Origin of the sequence: Mycobacterium sp., assembly GCF_025965855.1 — a bacterium.
GTDB lineage: Bacteria > Actinomycetota > Actinomycetes > Mycobacteriales > Mycobacteriaceae > Mycobacterium.
The window spans coordinates 1-24,165 of record NZ_JAOPWB010000296.1 but is presented as its reverse complement, the minus strand read 5'-3'; the positions used below and the strand labels follow the sequence as shown (position 1 = coordinate 24,165).

The following is a 24,165-nucleotide window of genomic DNA, read 5'->3' as shown; positions in this document are numbered from 1 at the left end:
CCCCAACGGCCGGTGGCCTCGTCCAGCTCGCCGCGCAGCACGCTGTTGATCTGGCCCCGGGAGGTCAGGGTGCCTTCCAGGCTCATGCCGCCGACCACGTTGCGCAGCGTGGTGGTGGTCAGCTGCTCGACGCCGACGATGTAGTTGCTGATCTGTTACACCGCCGCCTGCGGGTTGGTGACCTGGAAGTACACGACGGTATCGATGTTGACCGTCAGGTTGTCCTCGGTGATCACCGGCTGCGGAGGGAACGAGACCACCCGCTCACGGAGGTCGACCCGCGCCCGGATCTTGTCGATAAACGGCAGCAGCAATGTGAGTTGGCCCGACACGGTCTTGCTGTAGCGGCCCAGCCGCTCGATGACCGCGGCTTCCGCCTGCGGGATCAGCGCAACCGACTTGGCGACAACGATGGCGGCGAACACCACCAGCACGCCGACCAGGATCAGGCCAGCGACGGCACCTTGCATGACGGGTTCCTTCCGTTGTTTGCCCAGGCTCTTCTAGAAAACTTTTTGGACGACCGCGGTAGCACCGTCAATGTGCACGACGGTGACGTGGTCGCCCGGTTCGTAGACATCGTCGTCGTTCAACGGGCGCGCCGTCCAGACTTCGCCGTCGAGTTTGACTTGGCCCTCATGGCGGGCGACGCGATCCAGCACCAGCGCACTCTTGCCCTCAAGGGCCTTTACCGGCTCAGGCAGACCCTTGCCCGACATGAAATGCCGTCGCAGCGCGGGCCGCACCAGCACCAGCAACAGGACCGACACCACAAGGAACACCGCGCCGTGCACCCACAGGTCGTCGAAGAGAAGACTCGAACCGGCCGCTGCCAGCGCTCCGGCGCCCAGCATGAGCAGGAACAGATCGCCGGTAAGCGCTTCGGCCCCGGCGAGGGCCAGTGCGGCGATTAGCCAGATCAGCGGGACGGCCATGGCGCCAGCCTATCGCGCAGCCGACCCGATCAGCGGCTAACTACTACACTGCGAGCATCATGTGGTGCCCCAGTGTCTCGCTGTCGGTTTGGGCCAATGCCTGGCTCGCAGGCGCCGCCGCGCCTGATGACGTGCTCGATGCGTTATCGCAATGGGCGCCAAGGCATTCCGTAACCGCCTACGACTCGGTGGCCGCCGGCCGCACCGGATTGCCGTGGCCAGACCTGAACGACGCCGGCGCGGTATCAATGCTGCAGACGGTGCGCACGGCGGCAGGCCCGGCCGGGTCGGCGCCGCCGATCGGGGTGGTGCTGCCCGTCCCCGGCGACGTGCGCGGGCTCCCCGCGGGCACTCAGTTTCAACGCGACGCGGTCACCGCGGGTGAGGCGATCCTCGTCGGCACCGATCCGTCCGAAGCCGTCGGCTTGGTCCCCGACTTCGAGTACGACGAACTGGACGACAAGTCCGAATTCGAACCGGAGCCGACCGCGTTGTCGTGGACGGTCTATTCGGTACCTGGCGCGCCGACTCCGGAATACCTCGACCTCGCCGCGGCGGAGTACGCACTGCGTGCGGGCGTTCGTTCGGCCGCGGACGCGTTGGGCGCCATCCGCGCCGCAGGCACCGATGTGGCCGACCCTCGCGGGCTCGTCGAGCAGGTGCTTGAAGGTGCCAGGGGGCACCTGGTCCCCGATCACGCTCCAGCGCGAGCAGTGCGGGTGCTCGAGAACGCCGCCCACATCGACGCGATCATCACCGTGAGTTCCGGCCTGATCCCGATCGGGTTGCAGACTTCGTCCGAGGTGCAGATCGCCAGCGATGCACTGCGCCCGCTTTCCGGGGTGGTGCGATCGGCGCGGATGGCCGCGGTCAGCGCGATCCTGTACTCCGCTTGGCAGGCGTAGGGACCTAGCCGCAGTTCGGCGTGCAAAGTGCGCCGTTGACCGAAAAACCCTGCAGCGGTGGGGCATCCGGGCCGGGCGCTCGGGCGGGTTCGCGGCCGTAGCGCAGCTCGTCGATCAAATCCGCGGCCAGCCGCGCGAACCGCGAATCGGCGTTCGGCGTCGCCGCCCGCGCGAATGCGATGCCAAGTTCCGCCGCCTGCTGCCGTAGCTCGTGGTCAAGGTCCCACACCACCTCGATGTGGTCGGCGACGAACCCGATCGGGCAGACGATCACGGCCTTCGTGCCGCCCTCGGTGAGCGTCGTCAGGTGGTCGGCGATGTCGGGCTCCAACCACGGTACCTGTGGCGGCCCCGAACGTGACTGCCACACCTGGTCGTAGTCTTCATAGCCTGCCGCAGTGGCGACCAGGCGCGACGCATAGGCCACCTGGCGGCCGTACAAGTCTGGGCCGCAACGCGATCGGGCCGCGACGGGAATGGAGTGCGCGGTGAACACCAGCCGTGCCCGTTCCCTCAACTCGTCAGGCAGAGTCTGTGCTGCCGCACCGATGGCTTCGGTGAACATCTCCACGAACAGCGGATGGTCGAAGTACTGGCGTAGCTTCACCAGTTCCGGCGCGCGCTGGCCGGCCGCTGTCCTTGCCCGTGCGATGTCCTCGACGTACTGGGTGCAGCTGGAGTAGCCGCCCCACGCCGAAGTGGTGAACACGGCTGCACGGCGAATCCCGTTGTCGCGCATGGCCGCGACGGTGTCCTCAACATAGGGCGCCCAGTTGCGGTTGCCGAAGTACACGGGCAGATCGATCTCGGCTTCCAGCGCGGTGATCAGCTCGCGATTGATCCCGTTGATCGGCGAGACGCCACCGAAATGCAGGTAGTGCTCCGCAACCGCCGCCAGCCGTTCCCGCGGGATGCCGCGGCCGCCAGTGACGTTCTCCAGGAACGGCATCACCTGCTCGGGGCCCTCCGGCCCGCCGAACGACAGCAGCAGGACGGCGTCAACGGCGCCGGTGTGTTCTTCGCCCAAGAGGCTCATCACGCCATTACAGCAACTGCGTGCTGGCGCCGCCGTCGGCGTAGATGACGGTCCCGGTGGTGGCGGGCAGCCAGTCCGAGACCAGAGCCAGCACGGTGCGCGCGACCGGCGTCGGGTCCTTCATGTTCCAGCCAAGCGGCGCTCGCTGATCCCAGCCCTCTTCCAGCAGCTTTATCTGATCGCCTGCCTCATCGCCGAGCGCTCCGCCGACGATTGCGCTCATGGCGAGCGTGCGAATCGGGCCTGCCGCAACGAGATTCGACCGCACGCCATACTCACCGGCCTCGCGTGCCACGAAGCGGTTGACGGACTCCAGCGCGCTCTTGGCCACCGTCATCCAGTTGTAGGCAGGCATCGCCCTTGTCGGGTCGAAGTCCATGCCGACGATGCCGCCGCCGCGGTTCATGATCGGCAGCAGCGCCTTGGCCAGCGAGGCGTACGAGTACGCCGAGATGTGGATGCCCTTGGCGACGTCTTCGTACGGCGCGTCGAAGAACGGGTTGATGCCCATCCCGGACTGCGGCATGTAGCCGATCGAGTGCACGACGCCGTCGAGCTTGTTGCCCTCGCCGATCACCTCGGTGACGCGGTCGGCGAGCGTGTCGAGGTGCTTCTCGTCCTGCACGTCCAGTTCCAGCAGCGGTGCAGGCTTCGGCAGCCGGTCGATGATGCGCTTGATCAGCCGCAGCCGGTCGAAACCGGTCAGCACCAACTCCGCGCCCTCTTCCTGGGCCACCCGCGCAATATGGAAGGCGATCGAGGAGTCGGTGATGATCCCCGTGACGAGGATGCGCTTGCCTTCGAGAAACCCTGCCATGTGAAAGTCCTTACCTCTCCTAGTGGCCCATGCCCAAGCCGCCGTCGACCGGGATCACCGCGCCGGAGATGTAGCCCGCGTCCTCCGATGCCAGGAAGCTGATCACCCCTGCCACCTCTTCGACGTAGCCGATGCGCTGCAGCGGGATCGCCGTGAGCGCCGTCGCCTGCTGCTTCTCGTCGAGCGCGCGGGTCATCTGCGTGTCGATGAACCCTGGCGCAACGACGTTCGCGGTGATGGACCGCGAGCCCAGTTCACGGGTCAGCGAGCGCGCCATGCCCACAAGGCCGGCCTTGGATGCCGAGTAGTTGGCCTGGCCCGGCAGGCCGGTGAGCCCGGCCACCGAACCCATGAAGATCATCCGGCCGAAACGCTTCTTGATCATGTTGCGCGACGCCCGCTTGGCCACCCGGAACACACCGGTCAGGTTCGCGTCGATGACCTTGGCGAAGTTCTCCTCGCTCATCCGCATGATCAACATGTCGGCGGTGACGCCGGCGTTTGCCACCAGCACCTCGACCGGGCCCTGGTGCTCTTCGACCGCGGTGAACGCGGCGTCGACGGCCGCGCTGTCGGTGACGTCACACTCGACGGCGAACAGATCGTCGTCCGGCGCCCCGGAACCGCGATGCGTCACGGCCACCTTGTGCCCGTCGGCGGCCAGTCGCCGCGCCACCGCCAGCCCGATGCCCCGGTTACCGCCGGTCACCAGGACCGAACGGGCGACGAAGGGCGGACGGCGACCGGCGGTATCGGCTGGATTGTCGGTCACATCTGCCCTTTTGCTCCTCGCGTCCGCATCTGCCTCTTTGCTCCTCGCGTCCGCATCTGCCCTTTTGCTCCTCGCGTCCGCAGTCATCCCCGCCAACTTAATGCCTGGCCTGCGTCAGCCCGAAATCGGCTAAGTGGGCAGCCGCCGGTTGATCAGCAGCGCGGCCAGCGCCGCCAGCGCCAGCACCACCGCGCCCAGCCGCAGCCAGCCAACGCTGGCGTCGCCCTTGATGGTCTCGTAGCCGATCTGCTCCTGGAGGTTGGTGAAGACTTGCTTGAGCTGCTCCAGGCTCGAGGCGGAATAGGAGTCGCCGCCGGACAGCGCGGCGATCTTCTTGAGCATCACGTCGTCGACGGGCACGGGCTGGCGCTGGTCGTTGATCTGGACGTAGCCGTACGGGGTGCCGAACGACACGGTCGAAATCGGCACGCCCTGATCCTTGGCGGTTCTGGCGGCGGTGTAGGCGCCCTTGGGGTTGTCGGGATTGGACGGCACGGTCTCCTTGCCGTCCGACATCAGCACGATGCGCGCAGGCGGCGGGGTGTCACCCCCGCCGATCACCGCGCCGACGGTGGCGATGGCCTGCAGCGCAGTGAAGATGCCCTCACCGGTCGCGGTGCGGTCGGCCAGCTGCAGCTTGTCGATGGCGTTCTTGGTCGCGTCACGGTTGGTGGTCGGCGACACCAACACGGTGGCGGTGCCCGCGTATGCGATCAGACCAAGGTTGATGCCGGGCGTGAGCTGGCCAGCGAACTGCTTGGCGGCCTCCTGCGCGGCGGCCAGCCGGCTCGGCGACACGTCGGTGGCGCGCATCGACTGGGACACGTCGATCACCAGCATCACCACCGCGCGGTTGCGCGGAATCCGGACATCGTGTGTGGGTCCTGCCATCGCGACCGTGAACATCAGCAACGACAGCACGAGCAGGATCGCGGGCAGGTGCCGCCAGCGCGACGGGCGTTTGGGCGCAACGCTTTCCAGCAGCTCCATGTTCGCAAAGCGCAGCATCCGCCGGTGCCGGGCCAGCTGCACGACGATGTAGAGCCCGATCAGCCCGAGGACCACCAAGAGAAACAGAAAGAACCAAACGTGTTCGAAGCCCGACATCGTTATCGGTCCGAGCAACGGTAAAGTCATGTGCTACTTGTCATTTCAGTCGAATAACGGTCATCGGCCGGCCATGGCACCGCGGCGACGGCCGGCGACGAACCGGACCACGTCGGCGATCCAGTCCCGGTCGGTGCGCAGCGAGAGCAGCGGCGCGTCGCAGCGCCGCAAGGTGCGCGCCACCTCGGCGCGGTGGGCCGCCGCGGCCTTCTCGAAATCGTCGCGCAGCTGTGAGTCGATGGTGAATTCTCGCGTGACGCCGCTTTCGGCATCCTGAAGGATCACGTCGCCGACGTCGGGAAGCTCGACGTCGCGCGGGTCGAGGACCTCGATACCCAGCACCTCATGACGCCCGGCGATGGCCCGCAACGGACGCATCCAGTTGATCGGCCCCAGGAAGTCGCTGATGATCACCGCCATACCGCGGCGCCGCTCCGGCCGGCGCAACGCGTCGATGGCGGCCGCCAGGTCGCCCCGCACCCCCGTCGGCGCCTTGGGCATCGTGGCTATGGTGCGCAGCATCTCCTGCTCGTGGATGCGGCCCGACAGCGCAGGGACCCGCCGCACGGAGTCGCCGTTGTCGATCACCGCGCCAATCCGGTTGCCGCCCCCGCTGTTGAGGAACGTGATCGCCGCCGCGGCCGCCACCGCCAGATCCCGTTTCTCGCAGCCGACGGTGCCGAAGTCCAGGCTGGCCGACATGTCGATGACCAGCCAGGTCTCCAGCTCGCGGTCGGCGATCATCTGCCGGACGTGCGGATGCGTGGTGCGCGCGGTGACCGACCAGTCCATCCGGCGCACATCGTCACCGGGCTGATAGATCCGCGACTCCCCCGGCTCCGATCCCGGGCCTGGCAGCAGGCCGAGGTGGTCACCGTGCAGCACGCCGTCGAGCTTGCGGCGCACTGTCAACTCCAGCTTGCGCAGCGCCGCCGTCAGCGCGGGGTCACGGATTTCGCCGCGCTTCAGTGACGGCAGATCAACGGTGCGTCTGGACCGTGAAAGGGGTGAAGGGGTAGTCACAGAGCGCTATCACCGACCGCTGGCTGCGGCGGCCGCGGCTGGCATCACCGGTTGCACCGAATGACCTTGCTGCGGAATCGCATTCACCTGCGGCAGGGCGACCGTCTGCATGATCCGGCTGATCACCGTCTCGGCGGAGATCTCGTCGGCCAGCGCGTCATAGGTCAGCACCAGCCGATGCCTGAGCACATCCGGAATGACCTCGACGACATCCTGCGGGACGACGTAGTCACGCCCGCGCACCAAGGCAAGGGCCCGCGCCGCCGCGATGATGCCAAGCGAGGCGCGCGGCGAGGCGCCGTACGCAATCCACGCCTTGGCGTCGGGCATGCCGAACTTCTCGGGGTGCCGAGTCGCGGTGACGACGCGGACCACGTAATCGACGAGCGCGTGGTGGACGAAGTTGTTGGAGGCCACGTCCTGTAGCCGCACCAGGTCACCGGGGGCAAGGATCTGCTTCGGCGTTGGTGGCGTGACACCCATCCGGTAGACGATCTCGCGCTCTTCCTCGGGCGTCGGGTAGTCGATGTTGAGCTTGAACAGGAAACGGTCGCGCTGGGCTTCGGGCAGCGCGTAGACACCTTCCTGCTCGATGGGGTTCTGGGTGGCCATCACCAGGAAAGGGGCGGGCAGGGGGAATGTCTTGCCGCCGATCGAGATCTTGCGCTCGGCCATCACCTCCAGCAACGCCGACTGCACCTTGGCTGGTGCGCGGTTGATCTCATCGGCGAGCAGGAAGTTGACCACCACCGGGCCGAGCTCGATGTCGAACTCTTCCTTGCCCTGCCGGTAGATCCGAGTGCCGACGATGTCGGTGGGCACCAGGTCGGGCGTGAACTGGATGCGGGCGAAGGTCCCGCCGACCACCTTGGCGAAGGTTTCGACCGCGAGTGTCTTGGCCACCCCCGGCACACCTTCGAGCAGCACGTGCCCCTTGGCGAGCAGTCCGACCAGCATCCGTTCGACCAGTTGATCCTGGCCGACGATGATCCGCTTGACCTCGAAGATCGCCCGCTCGAGCGTGTGTACTTCTTGTTGCAGGCCGCCATTGTTGGGGGGTGCCGCATGAGAGCCGGGAGGAGGATAGCCCTGCGCCGGGCCTGGTCCGGAATATCCTCCGGCGCCCTGCGTCGGCCCACTCGGTGACGTCATCAACGGTCCTTCCACATCATCTATTAAGACGCTGGTCGCAACGGCGTCGGCCGGAGTTGGCCACACGCTCGCCGTCAACTATTCCAGGCAGTTCGGAATCCGTCGACGTCGCCCAGCGAAGTGTCGCCTCAGCGAAGAGCATTCATCACTAGTGCTCAGGATCAACTCAGGCCAGGCTCAGCTTTCGATTATCAGGGTGCGGCGACATGCCCGCGGTGCGCGCGGGGCCGCGTCAATACTCAATTATTCGGGTCACATACGGTGTCATGCCGGCGCTCCGCACCGGCGCCACCCTGATCGGCACCCCGGTGTCGTACGCCTCCAGCATCTGGCCGTTACCGAGATACAGGGTGACGTGCTGGCCGCCGCCGGGTCCGTAGAAGATCAGGTCGCCGCGTTTGGCCTGCGACGGCGGGACGTGCCGGCCGGCGTTGTACTGATCGCCGGAGAACCGCGGCAGCAGCACGCCAACACCGGCGAACGCATAGCGAACCAGCCCGGAGCAGTCAAAGCCGACCGTGTCGGCGCCGTCCCCGACGCCTCGGCTCGGGCCGGTCAGCGACCCGCCGCCCCATGAATACGGCACACCCAACTGAGAAAGCCCACGCCGGATCACATACTCGGCCGCCTGCCTGCCGTAAACCCGGCTGCCTCGACCCGGAACGGCGCTGCTGTTGTCACTGACAAGGCCCAGACTGGCAAGGAATTTGTGCCCCATGTCGAGGGTCGTCTGCGTCGCGAGTTCGCTGGCCTGCAGGGATGCGTTCGCGATCGCGACCGGGTCGCCGGGGGCGCCTGCGCTCAGCAGTTTGGGCAAGCTGGGGTCCCACCCATCATCGGGAGCGGCGTACCCGATCGGGCTCGCCGACAGCGCGGCTCCCAGCGAGAGCGCGGCAGCGGCGATCACCAGAACCAAGAGCTGTAGCCAGCGGAATAGCTTGTGCCGCAAAGTATTTCCCCGATCAGTATTCGATGTATCTGAGGACGTACGGGGTCATGCCGCTCGTGCGCACGGGCGAGACTTTCACCGACGACCCGGTGTAAGGGGCCTCCAGCATCTGGCCGTCGCCGAGGTAGAGCGTCACGTGCTGGCTGCCGCCTGGACCGTAGAAGATCACGTCGCCACGCCGCATCTGCGACGACGGGATCTTGCGGCCTTCGTTGTACTGCGAACCCGAGTAGTGGTCCAGCTTGATCCCGACGCCGGCGAACGCGTACAGGATCAGGCCCGAACAGTCGAAACCGACTGTGCCGGCACCGGAATCGATGCCGCCACTGGGCCCCGCAGCATTGCCGCCGCCCCACGAATACGGCACACCCATTTGCGACACCGCGCGGCGGATGACGTACTCGGAAGCCTGTCGGCCGTAAACGCGGGGAATCGCGCCGTTCGTGTAGCCGCTGGGTGTCGGGGCGAGGCCGAGCTGCTGTAGGAAGTTGTGGCCCATCTGCTGGGTCGCCTGCGCCGAGGTGGACGCGATGCCCAGCAGTGAGTTGATGATCGCGATCGGGTCACCGCTGACGAACGCGCTCGGAATCGCGGGCAGCGTGGGATCCCATGCCGAGTCCCAAGTTCCGGCGCGCGCGTCACGCGAAGCGGGCGCCCGGTCCCAGTTCGCGGACGCGTCGCCGGTGGCCGCAGCGGCCGGCTGGGCAGCGGCTGGCTGGCCGCCCGCGGGGGCCGACCAGCTGCGGGCCTCGTCCAGCTTGGCCCGTGCGGCCGCGCGTTCGGACGTCAGCTGATCCAGCTGGGCCTGCTGGGTCTTGAACGTCTGCTGCGCGTTCGCGAGCGCCGAAACCGCGTTCTGTTGGCTGGTCTCGGTGTCGGCGACGGCCTTGTCGGCATTCTGCTTGGCCAATCGCGCGGCCGATTCCTTATTCACTTGTTCGGTGCGGGCGCGCTGCAGATCGATGATCACCTGCTGGGAGCTGACGGACAACGTCTGCCCGGCGGCCGCGGTGTTGATGATGTCGGCGGGGTCGGACGCGGTCAGGTACGAATCCGAAGGACCGTTGACATACGTTGCGGCAGCGAAGGTGTCGAAGCGCTGTTGGGCCGCCGTGATCGCGGTGTTGGCCTCCGTGACCCGCTGTGCGCTGGCATCCACTTCCTGCTGCGATGCGGCGGCATTGTCCCGCGCCGCCTGCACGTCGACGATCGCCTTGTTGACGCCTTCCTGTTGCGCCTGGATGGCGGCGCCGAGGTCCCCGAGCTTCTGGTTGGCGTTGGCGACGGCGGCGACGAGCCCGGCGAGATCAGGACTACCCGGCTGCGCGGCGGCAAGGCCGGGCATGGCGAGCAGCAACCCGATGATCATCGGAACCGCACACATCCGCCATGGCAGCCGGGAAGCAGAGGCGCCAGGGGTGCGTCTCACTCAAGTCTCCTAAGGCTCAACGCGAACGTGCCGGCACATTCGTGGGTTTCTGTGAGCAGTCACAAAAATCACAACTGCAACATCAGCCACCGATTGCACCGTACGTCACATCTGACGCCAAAGAAACTTTAGTCACAAATTACAGGTCTGTAATTGAATGTAGCGTTATCGAATGGTGACGTCTGAATTTGCCGGACGCCACAAAGGGGTCAGTCGGCGGTGTCCGACGCTGCGTCCGCCGCGGCCGCGCGTTTGCCACGAATCCGCAGCACGCGAGTGGCGACAACGGCCGCCAGCACCGCCACTACGAGGACAATCGTGAATGGCGTCCACGGAAAATGCTGCGTCGTCAACTCACTAACAAAATTCTTCGACGCCTGCACCGGATCGCCGTTCTTGGCGACATCCTGGCCGGCCTCGAGCGTGACGCGGTCGAAGTGCGTGCTGTAGGTGCCCGCGAACGACGGACTGATGGCGAGCACGGTGGCATCGGGATGGGCCTTGCCGACCTCGGTGGCGATGTCGCGAAGTGGGGTGTCGATGGGCGGGTTGTGTTCGATGACGACGATCTTGAGGTCGATGCCGTCCTTGCGGGCCTGCGCGACCACCTGGCGCAGCGCAGGCGCATCTGCGGCGTCGGAGGGGGGCACGCTCACCCCGCCGTCGGCCACGTCGGCCTTCACCTGATTTATGTCGACGTCGGGCGGGATGTACGACGGCAGGAACGGGATCACGTGCGGTCCGGTCACACGGGCACGGTACGCGATTTGTGGGTATCTAGGTGGCAGCACGCGCTCGCCAGGACAAGACTTGAACCACCCATGGGGTGCATTGCAGGACAAGCGTACTGTTAGAGTTGAGAGCGCCGACGACACAGCCCGTCGCGGCGAGATCTAGCCGGGAGTTGATGTGAGCAGCGGTATTACGAAGAATTCGTCCCTAAACTCTTTTGATGCCCGCGACACCCTGACGGTCGGGGAGAACGATTACGAGATCTACCGCCTTGACGCGGTGCCCGGTACCGAGAAACTTCCCTACAGCCTCAAGGTGCTGGCCGAGAATCTGCTGCGCACCGAGGACGGCGCCAACATCACCAAGGACCACATCCAGGCGATCGCCAACTGGGACCCGTCGGCCGACCCGAGTGTGGAGATCCAGTTCACCCCGGCGCGGGTGATCATGCAGGACTTCACCGGTGTGCCCTGCATCGTCGACCTGGCCACCATGCGCGAGGCCGTCGGCGACCTCGGCGGCAATCCCGACAAGGTCAATCCCCTGGCCCCCGCCGACCTGGTCATCGACCACTCGGTGATCGCGGACCTCTTCGGTCGTGCCGACGCCTTCGAGCGCAACGTCGAGATCGAGTACCAGCGCAACGGCGAGCGCTACCAGTTCTTGCGTTGGGGGCAAGGGGCATTCGACGACTTCAAGGTGGTGCCGCCGGGCACCGGCATCGTGCACCAGGTCAACATCGAATACCTGGCGAGCGTGGTGATGGCCCGCAGCGATGATGCGGGAAATATCACTGCGTACCCCGACACCTGCGTGGGCACCGATTCGCACACCACGATGGTCAACGGCCTCGGCGTGCTCGGCTGGGGCGTGGGCGGCATCGAGGCCGAGGCCGCGATGCTGGGCCAGCCGGTGTCGATGCTCATCCCCCGGGTCGTCGGCTTCAAGCTGAGCGGCGAGATCAAGCCGGGCGTCACCGCGACCGATGTGGTGCTCACCGTCACCCAGATGCTGCGCAAGCACGGCGTCGTCGGCAAGTTCGTCGAGTTCTACGGCGAAGGCGTGGCCGAGGTGCCGCTGGCCAACCGCGCCACCCTGGGCAATATGAGCCCCGAATTCGGTTCCACCGCAGCAATTTTCCCGATCGACGAAGAGACCATCTCCTACTTGAAGTTCACCGGCCGCAAGCCCGAGCAGGTGGCGCTGGTCGAGGCCTACGCCAAGGAACAGGGCATGTGGCACGACCCCGAGCACGAGCCCGCCTACTCGGAATACCTCGAACTCGACCTGTCCGACGTGGTGCCCTCGATCGCCGGCCCCAAGCGCCCGCAGGACCGGATCGCGCTGTCGGACGCGAAATCCACGTTCCGCGAGCAGATTCCCAACTACGTCGGCGACGACCCCGACAAGAAGGACTACTCGAAGCTGGACGAGATGGTCGACGAGACGTTCCCGGCGAGCGACCCCGGGGCGCTGGAGAACGGGCACGCCGACGACCACAAACCGGTGGAGTCGGCCGCGAAGCACGCGAAGGGCCGGGTGAGCAACCCGGTGACGGTGCGCTCCGACGAATTCGGCGAGTTCGTGCTCGACCACGGCGCGGTGGTGATCGCCGCGGTCACGTCGTGCACCAACACGTCGAACCCGGAGGTGATGCTGGGCGCGGCGCTGCTGGCGCGCAACGCCGTCGAGAAGGGGCTGGCGTCCAAGCCGTGGGTGAAGACGTCTATGGCGCCGGGCTCCCAGGTGGTCAGCGACTACTACGACAAGGCCGGCCTGTGGCCGTATTTGGAGAAGCTCGGTTTTTATCTGGTCGGCTACGGTTGCACGACGTGCATCGGCAACTCCGGCCCGCTGCCCGACGAGGTCTCAAAGGCCATCAACGACAACGACCTTTCGGTGGCGGCGGTGCTGTCGGGCAACCGGAACTTCGAGGGCCGCATCAACCCCGACGTGAAGATGAACTACCTGGCGTCGCCGCCGCTGGTGGTCGCCTACGCGCTGGCCGGGACCATGGACTTCGACTTCGATCAGCAGCCGCTCGGTACAGATAAAGAAGGCAATGATGTCTTCCTCAAGGACATCTGGCCGTCGCAGAAGGACGTCTCGGACACCATCGCCTCGGCGATCAGCCAGGAGATGTTCACCAAGAACTACGCCGACGTCTTCAAGGGCGACGAACGCTGGCGCAACCTGCCGACCCCCAGCGGCAACACCTTTGAGTGGGACGAGGACTCGACGTATGTGCGCAAGCCCCCATACTTCGACGGCATGTCGGCCGACCCGGAGCCGGTCGGCGATATCTCCGGCGCCCGGGTGCTGGCACTGCTCGGCGATTCGGTGACCACCGACCACATCTCCCCCGCCGGCAGCATCAAGCCGGGCACCCCGGCGGCGCAGTACCTCGACGAGCACGGCGTCGACCGCAAGGACTACAACTCCTTTGGCTCGCGGCGCGGCAACCACGAGGTGATGATCCGTGGCACGTTCGCCAACATCCGGCTTCGTAACCAGCTGCTCGACGACGTCTCCGGCGGCTACACCCGCGACTTCACCCAGGAGGGCGCCCCGCAGGCGTTCATCTACGACGCGGCGCAAAACTATGCGGCACAAAACATCCCGCTGGTGGTGCTGGGCGGCAAGGAATACGGGTCCGGCTCGTCACGCGACTGGGCGGCCAAGGGCACGCTGCTGCTGGGCGTGCGGGCGGTGATCACCGAGTCGTTCGAGCGCATCCACCGCTCCAACCTGATCGGCATGGGCGTCATCCCACTGCAGTTCCCCGAGGGCAAGACCGCCGGGGACTTGGGGCTGGACGGTACCGAGGTCTTCGACATCACCGGCATCGAGGCGCTCAACGACGGCAAGACGCCGAAGACGGTGCATGTCAAGGCCAGCAAGGACGGTTCCGAGGCGATCGAGTTCGACGCGGTGGTGCGCATCGACACCCCCGGCGAGGCCGACTACTACCGCAACGGCGGCATCCTGCACTACGTGCTGCGCAACATGCTGAAGTCCGGCTAACCCGAGCCGACCCAAGCCCTGGCATGCCAAGAGTCAGCGAGGACCATCTGGCGGCTCGCCGCCGCCAGATTCTCGACGGTGCCCGCCATTGCTTCGCCGAATTCGGTTACGACAAAGCCACGGTGCGTCGGCTGGAGAAGGCGATCGGGATGTCGCGCGGCGCGATCTTCCATCACTTCCGGGACAAGGACGCGCTGTTTTTCGCGCTCGCGCACGAGGACGCCGAGCGGATGGCCGACGTGGCGTCCCGCGAGGGCCTGATCCAGGTGATGCGCGACATGCTCGCCGCGCCGGAGGAGTTCGACTGGCTGGCCACCCGGCTGGAGATCGCGCGCAAGCTACGCAATGACCCCGTGTTCAGCCAGGGCTGGGCGGAACGCTCCGCGGAACTGGCGGCGGCGACGACCGATCGACTGCGCCGGCAGAAGGAGGCGCACCGGGTGCGCGACGACGTACCCGGCGACGTCCTGCAGTGCTACCTAGAACTGGTTCTCGACGGCCTGGTGGCCCGGCTGGCATCCGGCGACGACCCGCGCCGGCTGGCCGCGGTCCTCGACCTGGTGGAAAAGTCGGTGCGGCGCAGCGATTCTCGCGATTCACGCGATTCTGGCCGCGAGCGTAACGCCACTGCGAATGAGGGGACGTAATTTCGCAGTGACGCTACGTTCGCGTGGACTGGCGCGGTCGGGAAGTGTGGTTGGCGCCGCCGCGGGCGCGCAGCGTGGTGCCGGACTCGAGCAGCATGCTGTGAATCGATCCGTACGACCTGCCGGTGGTGGCCGCCAGGTTGCGGATACTGGCGCCGCGCTCGTACGCGTTGCGCAGCTCGTGCAACTCCTGCTTGCGCGTCTTCTTCGGCTTTCTCACTGAGCTCTTCAAGGTCCCCCTCCACGCTGGCTCGACCCCCAAGCACATAGAGTAAGAAGCCGCTGCCGGCCGCGGGCCGATTTGGCGAAATCGCCAGCGCCCATTTATTCGAGCCTTAGCGGATCACGCCAGCTCGATGAGGTCCCGATACTCGCCGGACCAGTAATCCTCGGTGCCGTCGGGCAACAGCACGACGCGTTGCGGGTCGAGGGCCTCGGCCGCGCCCGGGTCGTGGGTCACCAGCACCACCGCGCCGTGGTAGCTGCGCAGCGCGTCGAGCACCTGTTCGCGCGACGCGGGATCGAGGTTGTTGGTGGGTTCGTCGAGCAGCAACACGTTGGCCGTCGACGCCACCAGGCCGGCCAGCGCGAGCCGGGTCTTCTCCCCGCCGGACAGGGTCCCCGCCGGTTGGTCGAGCTGCGGACCGCTGAACATGAATGCGCCGAGCAGGCCGCGCAGCTCCTGTTCGCCGGACTCGGGCGCGGCATGCCGGATGTTCTCCCAGACGGTCGCGTCGTTGTCGAGCGTGTCGTGTTCCTGCGCGAAATAGCCGATCCGCAAACCGTGTCCGGGCTCCAGCCCTCCGGCGTCGGGATTCTCGGCACCGGCCAGCAACCGCAGCAGCGTGGTCTTGCCCGCCCCGTTGAGACCCAGCACGACCACCCGCGAGCCGCGGTCGATGGCCAGATCGACACCGCTGAACACCTCGAGCGACCCGTACGACTTGCTCAGCCCCTTGGCGACCAGCGGCGTGCGCCCGCATGCGGCCGGGGTGGGGAACTTGATCCGGGCCACCTTGTCGGCGGCCCGCTCCTCGTCAAGCGCGGCCATCATCCGATCGGCGCGGCGCAACATGTTCTGGGCCGCAACGGCTTTGGTGGCCTTGGCGCCTAGCTTGGCGGCCTGCGTGCGCAGCGCGGCGGCCTTGCGCTCGGCGTTGGCGCGTTCCCGGCGACGGCGCTGCTCGTCCGTCGCCCGGGCGTCGAGGTACTTCTGCCAGCCCATGTTGTAGACGTCGACCTCGCCGCGCACCGCGTCCAGGAACCACACCCGGTTGACAACGTCGGCGAGGAGTTCGACGTTGTGGCTGATCAGCACCAGCCCGCCGGTGTGTGCCCGCAGGAAATCGCGCAGCCAGCCAAGTGAATCCGCGTCGAGGTGGTTGGTCGGCTCGTCGAGCAGCAGCGTTGTACCTGAACCTGAAGCCCCGGCTCCGCCTTCGGAAGCGGCGAACAGGATGCGCGCCAGTTCCACCCTGCGCCGCTGACCGCCGGACAGCGTGCGCAACTGCTGGGTCAGCACCCGTTCCGGTAGACCGAGACTCGCGCAGATGCGGCCGGCTTCGCTTTCGGCACCGTAGCCGCCCAACGCCACGAAGCGCTCCTCCAGCTGCCCGTAGCGACGGATCGCGCGGTCCCGCGCATCGTCGTCGGCGACCTCGGCCATCAGCGCCTGCTGCTTCTCCATATCGGTGAGCAGGACGTCCAACCCGCGAGCCGACAGGACCCGGTCGCGGGCCAGCACGTCGAGATCGCCTTCCTTGGGATCCTGTGGGAGGTAACCTATTTCGCCGATCTGGGCCACCGATCCCGCGTACGGCTGGGCCTCCCCGGACAGGATGCGCAGGGTCGTGGTCTTGCCCGCGCCATTGCGACCGACCAAACCGATGCGGTCGCCGGGCTGCACGCGCAGGTCCGGGCCGTCGGGTGAGAGCAAAATGCGCGCACCAGCGCGGACCTCGAGGTCCGTGGCCGTGATCACAGTCGCTCCCCTTGTCGTGTGGTGGCTATTTGTCGTCGGTGAACACCGGCGGCCTCTTCTCCGCGCGCGCGGCTACCGCTTCTTCGAAGTTGGCGGTGAGCAGGCGGACGAAGAGCTGTCCTAGGCCTTCGGCTTGCATGTGCCCTTCCAGGCTACCGGCGTCCAGTCCACTCCACAGTGTGCGCTTGGTCAACTCGATTCCCGGGCGCGAGAAGGCCGCTATTCGCGCGGCGATCGCGTAGCAGGTGTCCAGCAGCTGGCCCTCCGGTACCTGACACGACACCAGCCCGATGCGCTCGGCCTCCTCGGCGGTGACGTCGCGACCGGTCAGCATGATCTCGAACGCGCGCGACGACCCGATGGCCCTGGGCAGCAGGTAGCTCAGCCCCAGTTCGCTGGCGGTCAGGCCGTTGTTGATGCCCGCGGCCCGGAAATACGCGCTGGTCGAGGCCACCCGGATGTCGGCGGCCAGCGCCAGGCAGAGTCCGCCGCCGATGGCGGCGCCGTTGACCGCGGCGATCACCGGCTGGTGCAAGCGCCGCAGCGCCAAAATGACGTCGTCGAGAAGCTCCATGGAGCGCAGCGCGTAGGTCGGGCGGGTCAACCCGGCGACGTGGGGCACCGTTCCCGCGGACTTGTGATCGGCGCCCGAGGAGAACCCCCGACCCGCCCCGGTCAGCACCACGACGCGCACGGAGTTGTCGTAGGTGACCTTCTCGAGGGCCTCTTTGAGCGGCACCATGACGTCGAACGCCATGGAGTTCATCCGTTCGGGCCGATTGAGGGTTATCAGCGCGACACCGGGCCGCGGTTGCTCCACCAGTACCAGACTCACCCGTGAAAGGTAACGCGTGGCCGAACGCGCTATGGCTCAGACGTGGCCCATGCCGGTCGTCATCAGGAAAACCCCCAGCGCGGCCACGACGACCCCGAGGACCGCCCGCCTGCGGGCCTGCACCCAGTCGTGCACCCGCGACATCACCGCGCCGGTCCGTGCGGGCGCCGCCAAATGGCAGACCAGGGGGATCTCGGCAAACGCCAGGCCCACCACCGTGTACGCCGCTGCCGCGCTGACCTGCGTGCCCAGCGCGGCCCCGGAGGCCAGGATCACGGTGAGCGCCGCCAAATACCGGAAGTCGGTCGTTATCCCCACCCCGACCAGGAACGTGATCCACGGCGGCCCGCCCTGCAGCGCCCGCAGGGCGCGCGTCGACAACCGCGAGAACGTCGTCGGCCCGGCCTGCAACGATGGACCATCGGCGGGCACCGCCGCAGGTTGACGCACCGAAAAGCCGATCGCGATCGCCGCGGCGACCACCAGCGCGAGCACGCCCATCGCGATCTGAATCCGCGCGGCCGCGGAGCTCGAGGTGGCAAGCTCCACCCTGTCCATGACGCCGAGGACGACGTCGTGCAGCCCAAAGAGCACACCCAGGGCCAGGACAACGCCAACCGCCACCCCGCCCAGCCACAGCGCGAGCAGATGAAGCACGGCCCGTCGCCGCGAAAACAGCAGGAGGGCGATCCCGATTCGTCCCGGGTCCAGCCCGGCGACCAGCGCCAACGCCAGCACCGTGCCCCACATGGGCGCGACTCTACCGCGGCGGGGCGGGGCCGCGTTCGTACTTCCGGGCGATTGAGCGGCAGGTGCGTGACGAGCCGACGGATCGCGGTCCCGGCGCGCAGACGGGTACGTTAAATGTCTGGGAAACGCCCCACCCGGGTTCGTTTGGTCTGCTACCTTTAGCCACCGTTGGGCATGTGTCAGCTACGACTCAATGGCACGCCTTGGTTTGCCGCACGAGCGACAGTAGCAAGGGCACTGGCGCGGAATGCGCTGGCCGGCAACAGGATCCGACCAATGGAGGTAGGCACTCGACAATAGAGCTGTTGCGAGTTCTATGAGTCGGCTATGCCCGGCCGGGGAAGCAGACAGGGAGGGTATGTGTTCATCCCAGGGGAAGAGGCGTTCGGGGCCATCGACGAGTGGGCACCGGATCCAGGTTCGGTCGTCTGTTGGCATCCATCGCCCGCCTCGCTCGCCAAGGTCCGGCAAGCCCCGGTCAGCGCTGTTCCGGCCAGCCATCAGCAGGCCCGCCACTTGCGAAACTTCAGTGATCATGCGAGCCGTGGCGTCGACATGTCGCGGCTGTGCATCGGCAGCTGGGAGATGCCCGGCCAGTGCGACATCCGGGTCCTGACGTACGTCATCAACGCACATCTTCGGCGGCATGACACATATCACAGCTGGTTCGAATTTGCCGACGGCGACCGGATCCTGCGGCACACCCTTCGCAAACCCGCCGATATTCAATGCGTTCCGATCAAGCACGGCGAGATGACGCCGGAGGATTTTCGCGAGCACATAGTGTCCACGCCGAGCCCGTTGGAGTGGGATTGCTTCCGCTTTGCCATAATTCAGCGCGCGGATCACTTCACCTTCTGCTTCAGCATCGACCACCTCTACATCGACGCGCAGTTTCTTGGCGCGATGCGCATGGAGCTTTATCTGATGTATACGTCCCTGCTGGCCGGCGGGGCGCCGCCGTCCCTTCCGGCCGCGGGCAGCTACGAGAAGTACTGCATCCAGCAACACGAGTACACATCCGCTCTGACCCTGGACTCGCCGCAGGTGCGGGCCTGGGTCGACTTCTTCGAACAGAATGACGGCACCCTTCCGGACTGCCCGGTGTCACTCGGGGATGGGTCGGGGCCCTGCGACCTGATGTTCGTCCGGCTGATGGATGAGCGACAGACGGCCGATTTCGAGTCCGCTTGCATAGCGGCGGGTGCCCGCTTCAGCGGCGGCGTGTTCGCCTCCGCGGCCCTTGCGCAATACGAATTGACCGGTGCTGAAACGTATTACGGACTTGTGGCCTGTGATACCCGCAGCACTCGGGCGGAGTTTCTGACGATCGGTTGGTTCACCGGCTTTGTCCCGATCACCATCCCCGTCAGCTCATCATCGTTCGCTGCCGCCGTCCGGGCCGCGCAGCAGTCGTTTGATTCGGGCAAGGCCCTGGCAAACGTGCCGTTTTCTCGCGTGCTGGAACTGGCGCCGTGGCTGAGGATGCCTCAGGGGCGCGTTCCGTTGCTGTTCCACCTCGACGCCAGTAGCCCACCCCTGTCCACCATCGTCAAGTCGGAATGGGGCGGCTCCAACATCAGGGTTCATCACGACGGCGGGGTTCCGGCTCGTTTCGATTTGCGGGTGAACCGGTATGAGAAGGAGACCCACGCAATGGTGTTCTTCCCCGACAATCCGGTCGCGCGCGAATCAGTAACTCGCTACATCGAGACGCTGAAATCCATTTACCTCCGCGTCGCCGAAGGGCGCGGCGGAGCTGCAGCGTTGTGGGATGTCGCCGCGCTGCAGCGGCAACTGGTTTAGGCCTGCTCGGACTGGGCGGCTTCGGCGGCGTCGACGTCGAAGGCCTTGACCTGCTGAACCAAGTCCTCCAGGGCCGCCGCCGGTAGGGCCCCGGCCTCGCTGAACAGCAGCTTGCCCTTCTTGAAGGCCATCAGCGTCGGGATGGACCGGATCTCCGCGGCCGCCGCGAGCTGTTGCTCGGCCTCGGTGTCGACCTTGGCGTAGACGACGTCGGGATGCTTCTCCGACGACGCCTGGAACGTCGGCGCGAATTGGCGGCATGGACCGCACCAGGAGGCCCAGAAATCGACCAGCACGATGTCGTTGCCCTCGATGGTTTCGTTGAACTGCTCAGCAGTGAGATCCCGTGTTGTCACAACCGGCCTAACGTCCCCAGCTGCCCCTATGTTCCCGAGGGACTGGCCACGCCGCCCATCGGGACAGCGCGCGTCGGCGCCCGCGCGGTACGGCATTGAACGGCCTCTGGCACAAGGTCGTCCGAGCCGCCGCACAGGTTACGGTTGCGTACGTTTTCCCACGTCGGACACACTTGACCCTGACGATCCGCCTGCTTTTCGAACAGTGAGGGAATCGCCTTGAGTCACTACATCGCGAATGTCCGCGATCTCGAGTTCAACCTGTTCGAGGTTCTCCAAGTGGGTGCCGTGCTCGGCGCCGGACGCTACAGCGACCTCGACGAGGACACGGTCCGAACCATCCTGGCCGAGGCCGCCCGCCTGGCGGAGGGTCCGGTCGCGGAATCCTTCGCCGCTGCCGACCGCAATCCGCCGGTATTCGACCCGGTTGAGCACACGATCAGCGTGCCGGACGAGTTGGCCAAGACGGTGCGGGCGATCAAGGAGGCCGGGTGGTGGCGGCTCGGCATGGCCGAGGAGATCGGCGGCATCCCGGCACCGCCCCCGCTGGCCTGGGCGGTCAACGAAATGACCGTCTGTGCCAACCCCTCCGCGAATTTCTTCAACTTCGGTCCGTTCATGGCCCAGGCACTGTTCGAGGAGGGCAACGAGCAGCAACGGCAGTGGGCGGCGATCGGCGTGGAGCGCGGTTGGCAGGCCACCATGGTGCTCACCGAGCCCGACGCCGGATCCGACGTCGGGGCGGGCCGCACCAAGGCCATCGGACAGTCCGACGGCACCTGGCACATCGAGGGCGTCAAACGGTTCATTTCCGGCGGCGACGTGGGCGAGACCGCCGAGAACATCTTCCACCTCGTGCTCGCCCGGCCGGAGGGTGCCGGCCCGGGCACCAAAGGCTTGAGCCTGTTCTATGTGCCCAAGTACCTGTTCGACCCCGAGACGTTCGAACTCGGTTCCCGCAACGGCGTTTTCGCCACCGGGCTGGAACACAAGATGGGCATCAAGTCCTCGCCGACGTGCGAATTGACTTTTGGCGACGGCGATGTGCCGGCGGTCGGCTACCTGGTCGGCGACGTGCACAACGGGATCGCGCAGATGTTCACCGTGATCGAGCAGGCCCGCATGACGATCGGCGTGAAGGCCGCCGGCACCCTGTCCACGGGCTACCTGAACGCGCTGGCCTTCGCCAAGGAGCGCGTGCAAGGTGCCGACCTCACCCAGATGGCCGACAAGACCGCGCCGCGGGTCACGATCATCCACCACCCCGACGTGCGTCGCAGCCTGATGACTCAGAAGGCGTACGCCGAGGGGCTGCGGGCGCTCTACATGTATGCCGCCGCGCATCAGGACGGCGATGTGGCGCAACGGGTTTCGGGCGCTGACCCCGGCATGACGCACCGCATCGACGACCTGCTGCTGCCGATCGTCAAGGGGGTTAGCTCCGAGCGGGCCTACGAGATCCTGACCGAGTCGCTACAGACGCTGGGCGGCTCGGGTTTCCTGGTCGACTATCCGCTCGAGCAGTACATCCGCGACTCCAAGATCGATTCGCTCTACGAGGGCACCACCGCCATCCAGGCGCTCGACTTCTTCTTCCGCAAGATCGTCCGCGACCGCGGCGAGGCCCTGCAGTTCCTGACGGCGCAGATCAGCACCACCATCGAAACCTGCGACGAGGCGCTGAAACCGCAGGCCGAGCTGGTGCAGACCGCGCTCGACGACGTCACCGCGATGACGGGCGCGCTGACCGGATTCCTGATGTCGGCAACGCAACACCCGACGGAGATCTACAAGGTGGGGCTGGGATCGGTGCGCTACCTGCTCGCGGTCGGCGATCTGCTCATCGGCTGGCGGTTGCTGGTGCATGCCGGTGTCGCCCACGCCGCGCTGGCCGACGCGCCGTCGACGAGCGACAAGAGCTTCTATCAGGGGAAGATCGCGACGGCGACGTTCTTCGCCAAGAACATGCTCCCCAAACTGACCGCGCAGCGCACGGTCATCGAATCCATCGACGACGACATCATGCGAGTGTCCGAAGACGCGTTCTGACAGGCCATCACACACAGTTCAGGCACAGCTCCAGCGGGTAAACCTTTTCGTGGTCCACTCACGATTGGGGGAAACGTTGATATCTGCCAGCTGTCCCGCGCCTCGGCTCACCCGGCTAGCCGTTCTCGCCGTCACGGGAGCCGCCGCGCTGTCGGTCGCCGCGTGCGGTTCGTCGAATCAATCGAGTCCGACGTCGACATCCACCTCGACATCCACCTCGACTTCGACGGTGACCTCGACAACCACAACACCGACACCCAACGGCGAAGCGCGGGTCAGCGGCCTGATCGCGTCCGTCGCAGGCAACTCGATCCAGGTCACCAAGGAGGACAACGGGAAGGCCACCGTGAATTTCACCTCGACGACCAAGATCACCGAGGTCGGCCCCGCCACGCTGAGTGACGTCACCTCGGGTAGCTGCATCACCGTGCGGCCCACCCGGGAGGCCCAAGGCGGGCAGCCGGTCAACGCGGCATCCGTCCGGGTCAGCCCGTCCGTCAACGGCACCTGCCCGAAGCCCAAGGAGTCCGGCCCCGCTTCCGGCCCCGGTTCCAGCCCACCCGCACCCTCGGGGTCGCCGACGCCGGCGCCCCCCATGCCAGCGCCGGTGCGAGGCTCGGTTGCTTCCGTGACCGGAAACAGCATCAGCGTCGCGGGCACCGACGCCAGCGGCAACACCACGCAAACGGCCGTGACGGTCGACGACAAGACCAAGTACTCCAAGCTGGCCACCGCCACTCCCGACGCGATCGCCGCGGGCAAGTGCGTCACGGCGCGCGGAACCATGGACGGCGCCACGCTGCAGGCGACGACCATCAACGTGCGGCCGGCCGTCGACGGTAAATGCCCGGGCAGGCCGCGGGGGTAATCTGGGTTACGGTTCGGTGAAAATCGTGCTCCGAGCGGGTATTCCCGTTCGGATCTGCAACCCACGATCGGAGCCACGTCGATGCCCGCCAGCAGGGTCAAGCCTCGACTGACTCAGCTTGCGCTCGTCGCGGTCATCGCCGCCATGGCGTTGGGTGTCGCCATGTGCCACTCGGAGGGCACGGCGAGCAACAGCAACACCGGGAAGCCGACGGTAACGGCCATCCCACCGAGCCCGGCACCGAGCGCGCCACCGAGCGCGCCACCCCCGTCGGCCCCCGCGCCACCGCCCGTCCCCAAGGACTACGTCGAGGGACTGGTCCAGTCGGTCTCGGGCGGCACCATCCAGCTCAGGACGAGGACCGGGTCGGCCACGGTGGACTTCACGCCGTCGACCAGGGTCGTCGAGGTCACCCCGGCCCAGCTGACCGACGTCACCCCAGGTAGTTGTGTCAACGTGCGCGCCACCCCGCAGAGCGCGCCCACCCCCGGCGCGATCACCGCGGAATCCGTGACCGTCACCGCCGCCGTCGACGGCAAGTGCCCACCGCCCGCCGGCTTCTACGGCACGGTGAGCTCGGTCTCGGGTAACACCATCGCCGTCAACGGCTTGGGTTCTGGGGGCGCCCAACCGACGCCCACCAACGTGACGGTCGCCAGCGCGACGTCCTACCAGAAGCAGACGGCTTCTGACGCCAAGGCGATCACGAACGGTAAGTGCATGGGGGCTCAGGGAGCCCAGGAGGCCGGGGTGCTGCACGCGATGACGATCAGCCTTCAGACGTGCCCGCCGATGGGTAGCCCGCATCACCACCTGCACCTGCCCCACCTCCCCTTCCACTTCTAGTGGCGATCGCAAGCGCGGCGTAGCCGGGCGCGGCGGGTCGCCACCATCCGCCTCTAGTGGCGATCGCAAGCGCGGCGTAGCCGGGCGCGGCGGGTCGCCACCATCCGCCTCTAGTGGCGATCGCAAGCGCGGCGTAGCCGGGCGCG

Annotated in this window: 23 protein-coding genes and 1 pseudogene; 7 read left to right on the top strand and 17 right to left on the bottom strand. The window is 66.7% G+C overall.

Annotated features, from left to right (window positions below; translation table 11 throughout):
* Together JWP83_RS25370 and JWP83_RS25365 are read right to left on the bottom strand one after the other, a co-directional pair.
* Nucleotides 1-470 (bottom strand): annotated as a pseudogene (locus JWP83_RS25370) (SPFH domain-containing protein); the annotation flags it as partial.
* A 33-nt stretch (nucleotides 471-503) separates the two neighbouring features.
* The gene (locus tag JWP83_RS25365; protein ID WP_297736674.1) at nucleotides 504-935 is read right to left on the bottom strand and encodes an NfeD family protein; all 432 of its coding nucleotides are present in this window, start codon (nucleotides 933-935) and stop codon (nucleotides 504-506) included.
* A 59-nt stretch (nucleotides 936-994) separates the two neighbouring features.
* On the opposite strand from JWP83_RS25365, the gene JWP83_RS25360 reads away from it, so the two are divergent.
* Complete coding sequence (locus JWP83_RS25360) at nucleotides 995-1,840, top strand: hypothetical protein (protein ID WP_297736671.1); 846 nt, start codon at nucleotides 995-997, stop codon at nucleotides 1,838-1,840.
* A gap of 4 nt (nucleotides 1,841-1,844) precedes the next feature.
* Here JWP83_RS25360 and JWP83_RS25355 read toward each other — a convergent pair whose 3' ends face one another.
* The 9 genes from JWP83_RS25355 to JWP83_RS25315 all read right to left on the bottom strand — a co-directional run bounded on the left by JWP83_RS25355 (nucleotide 1,845) and on the right by JWP83_RS25315 (nucleotide 10,874).
* On the bottom strand, nucleotides 1,845-2,876 hold the full coding sequence (locus tag JWP83_RS25355; protein WP_297736668.1) for a ferrochelatase: 1,032 nt from the start codon (nucleotides 2,874-2,876) through the stop codon (nucleotides 1,845-1,847).
* A gap of 7 nt (nucleotides 2,877-2,883) precedes the next feature.
* On the bottom strand, nucleotides 2,884-3,693 hold the full coding sequence (gene inhA / locus JWP83_RS25350; RefSeq protein ID WP_297736665.1) for an NADH-dependent enoyl-ACP reductase InhA: 810 nt from the start codon (nucleotides 3,691-3,693) through the stop codon (nucleotides 2,884-2,886).
* 19 nt (nucleotides 3,694-3,712) lie between these two features.
* A complete protein-coding gene (gene fabG1 / locus JWP83_RS25345; RefSeq protein ID WP_297736661.1) occupies nucleotides 3,713-4,465 on the bottom strand; it encodes a 3-oxoacyl-ACP reductase FabG1 in 753 nt (250 codons plus the stop codon).
* A 129-nt stretch (nucleotides 4,466-4,594) separates the two neighbouring features.
* Nucleotides 4,595-5,602 carry a VWA domain-containing protein gene (locus tag JWP83_RS25340; protein WP_297736658.1) on the bottom strand — a complete coding sequence of 336 codons (1,008 nt, stop codon included), beginning with the start codon at nucleotides 5,600-5,602 and terminating at the stop codon, nucleotides 4,595-4,597.
* 30 nt (nucleotides 5,603-5,632) lie between these two features.
* The gene (locus tag JWP83_RS25335) at nucleotides 5,633-6,550 is read right to left on the bottom strand and encodes a DUF58 domain-containing protein (RefSeq protein WP_297736682.1); all 918 of its coding nucleotides are present in this window, start codon (nucleotides 6,548-6,550) and stop codon (nucleotides 5,633-5,635) included.
* 54 nt (nucleotides 6,551-6,604) lie between these two features.
* Nucleotides 6,605-7,747, bottom strand: a complete 1,143-nt coding sequence (locus JWP83_RS25330; protein ID WP_297736656.1) for a MoxR family ATPase — start codon at nucleotides 7,745-7,747, stop codon at nucleotides 6,605-6,607.
* 232 nt (nucleotides 7,748-7,979) lie between these two features.
* Nucleotides 7,980-8,630, bottom strand: a complete 651-nt coding sequence (gene ripB / locus JWP83_RS25325) for an NlpC/P60 family peptidoglycan endopeptidase RipB (RefSeq protein WP_297736680.1) — start codon at nucleotides 8,628-8,630, stop codon at nucleotides 7,980-7,982.
* A gap of 79 nt (nucleotides 8,631-8,709) precedes the next feature.
* Nucleotides 8,710-10,125: an NlpC/P60 family peptidoglycan endopeptidase RipA gene (gene ripA, locus JWP83_RS25320; protein WP_297736653.1), complete on the bottom strand. Its 1,416-nt coding sequence runs from the start codon at nucleotides 10,123-10,125 to the stop codon at nucleotides 8,710-8,712.
* A 209-nt stretch (nucleotides 10,126-10,334) separates the two neighbouring features.
* Complete coding sequence (locus JWP83_RS25315) at nucleotides 10,335-10,874, bottom strand: DUF6676 family protein (RefSeq protein WP_297736650.1); 540 nt, start codon at nucleotides 10,872-10,874, stop codon at nucleotides 10,335-10,337.
* 172 nt (nucleotides 10,875-11,046) lie between these two features.
* On the opposite strand from JWP83_RS25315, the gene acnA reads away from it, so the two are divergent.
* Together acnA and JWP83_RS25305 are read left to right on the top strand one after the other, a co-directional pair.
* Nucleotides 11,047-13,881 (top strand): aconitate hydratase AcnA, encoded by a 2,835-nt coding sequence (gene acnA / locus JWP83_RS25310; protein WP_297736677.1) that lies wholly within the window; start codon nucleotides 11,047-11,049, stop codon nucleotides 13,879-13,881.
* Between the two features lie 23 nt (nucleotides 13,882-13,904).
* Complete coding sequence (locus tag JWP83_RS25305) at nucleotides 13,905-14,528, top strand: TetR/AcrR family transcriptional regulator (RefSeq protein WP_297736647.1); 624 nt, start codon at nucleotides 13,905-13,907, stop codon at nucleotides 14,526-14,528.
* A gap of 13 nt (nucleotides 14,529-14,541) precedes the next feature.
* On the opposite strand, the gene JWP83_RS25300 is transcribed toward JWP83_RS25305, so the two are convergent.
* From JWP83_RS25300 to JWP83_RS25285, 4 genes are all read right to left on the bottom strand, one after another.
* Complete coding sequence (locus JWP83_RS25300; RefSeq protein WP_297736644.1) at nucleotides 14,542-14,748, bottom strand: helix-turn-helix domain-containing protein; 207 nt, start codon at nucleotides 14,746-14,748, stop codon at nucleotides 14,542-14,544.
* Between the two features lie 123 nt (nucleotides 14,749-14,871).
* Entirely contained in the window at nucleotides 14,872-16,509 is a 1,638-nt protein-coding gene (locus JWP83_RS25295; protein ID WP_297736641.1) for an ABC-F family ATP-binding cassette domain-containing protein, read from the bottom strand.
* Nucleotides 16,510-16,534: 25 nt separating this feature from the next.
* A complete protein-coding gene (locus tag JWP83_RS25290; RefSeq protein WP_297736638.1) occupies nucleotides 16,535-17,344 on the bottom strand; it encodes an enoyl-CoA hydratase in 810 nt (269 codons plus the stop codon).
* A gap of 36 nt (nucleotides 17,345-17,380) precedes the next feature.
* Entirely contained in the window at nucleotides 17,381-18,094 is a 714-nt protein-coding gene (locus tag JWP83_RS25285) for a GAP family protein (RefSeq protein WP_297736635.1), read from the bottom strand.
* Nucleotides 18,095-18,454: 360 nt separating this feature from the next.
* Between JWP83_RS25285 and JWP83_RS25280 the strand changes: the two genes are divergently transcribed.
* Entirely contained in the window at nucleotides 18,455-19,900 is a 1,446-nt protein-coding gene (locus JWP83_RS25280) for a condensation domain-containing protein (RefSeq protein WP_297736631.1), read from the top strand.
* Here the strand turns inward: JWP83_RS25280 and trxA are convergent.
* Entirely contained in the window at nucleotides 19,897-20,256 is a 360-nt protein-coding gene (trxA, locus tag JWP83_RS25275; RefSeq protein ID WP_297736628.1) for a thioredoxin, read from the bottom strand. The genes JWP83_RS25280 and trxA overlap by 4 nt on opposite strands.
* Nucleotides 20,257-20,475: 219 nt before the next feature.
* Here trxA and JWP83_RS25270 point away from each other — a divergent pair, with 219 nt between their 5' ends.
* On the top strand, nucleotides 20,476-22,305 hold the full coding sequence (locus JWP83_RS25270) for an acyl-CoA dehydrogenase (protein ID WP_297736625.1): 1,830 nt from the start codon (nucleotides 20,476-20,478) through the stop codon (nucleotides 22,303-22,305).
* 177 nt (nucleotides 22,306-22,482) lie between these two features.
* Here JWP83_RS25270 and JWP83_RS25265 read toward each other — a convergent pair whose 3' ends face one another.
* Nucleotides 22,483-22,902, bottom strand: coding sequence for a hypothetical protein (locus JWP83_RS25265; protein WP_297736622.1), 420 nt, complete (start codon nucleotides 22,900-22,902; stop codon nucleotides 22,483-22,485).
* Here JWP83_RS25265 and JWP83_RS25260 point away from each other — a divergent pair.
* Both JWP83_RS25260 and JWP83_RS25255 read left to right on the top strand, forming a co-directional pair.
* A complete protein-coding gene (locus JWP83_RS25260; RefSeq protein ID WP_367185670.1) occupies nucleotides 22,901-23,173 on the top strand; it encodes a hypothetical protein in 273 nt (90 codons plus the stop codon). The genes JWP83_RS25265 and JWP83_RS25260 overlap by 2 nt on opposite strands.
* A gap of 81 nt (nucleotides 23,174-23,254) precedes the next feature.
* The gene (locus tag JWP83_RS25255; RefSeq protein ID WP_297736616.1) at nucleotides 23,255-24,019 is read left to right on the top strand and encodes a DUF5666 domain-containing protein; all 765 of its coding nucleotides are present in this window, start codon (nucleotides 23,255-23,257) and stop codon (nucleotides 24,017-24,019) included.
* Nucleotides 24,020-24,165 lie beyond the last annotated feature (146 nt).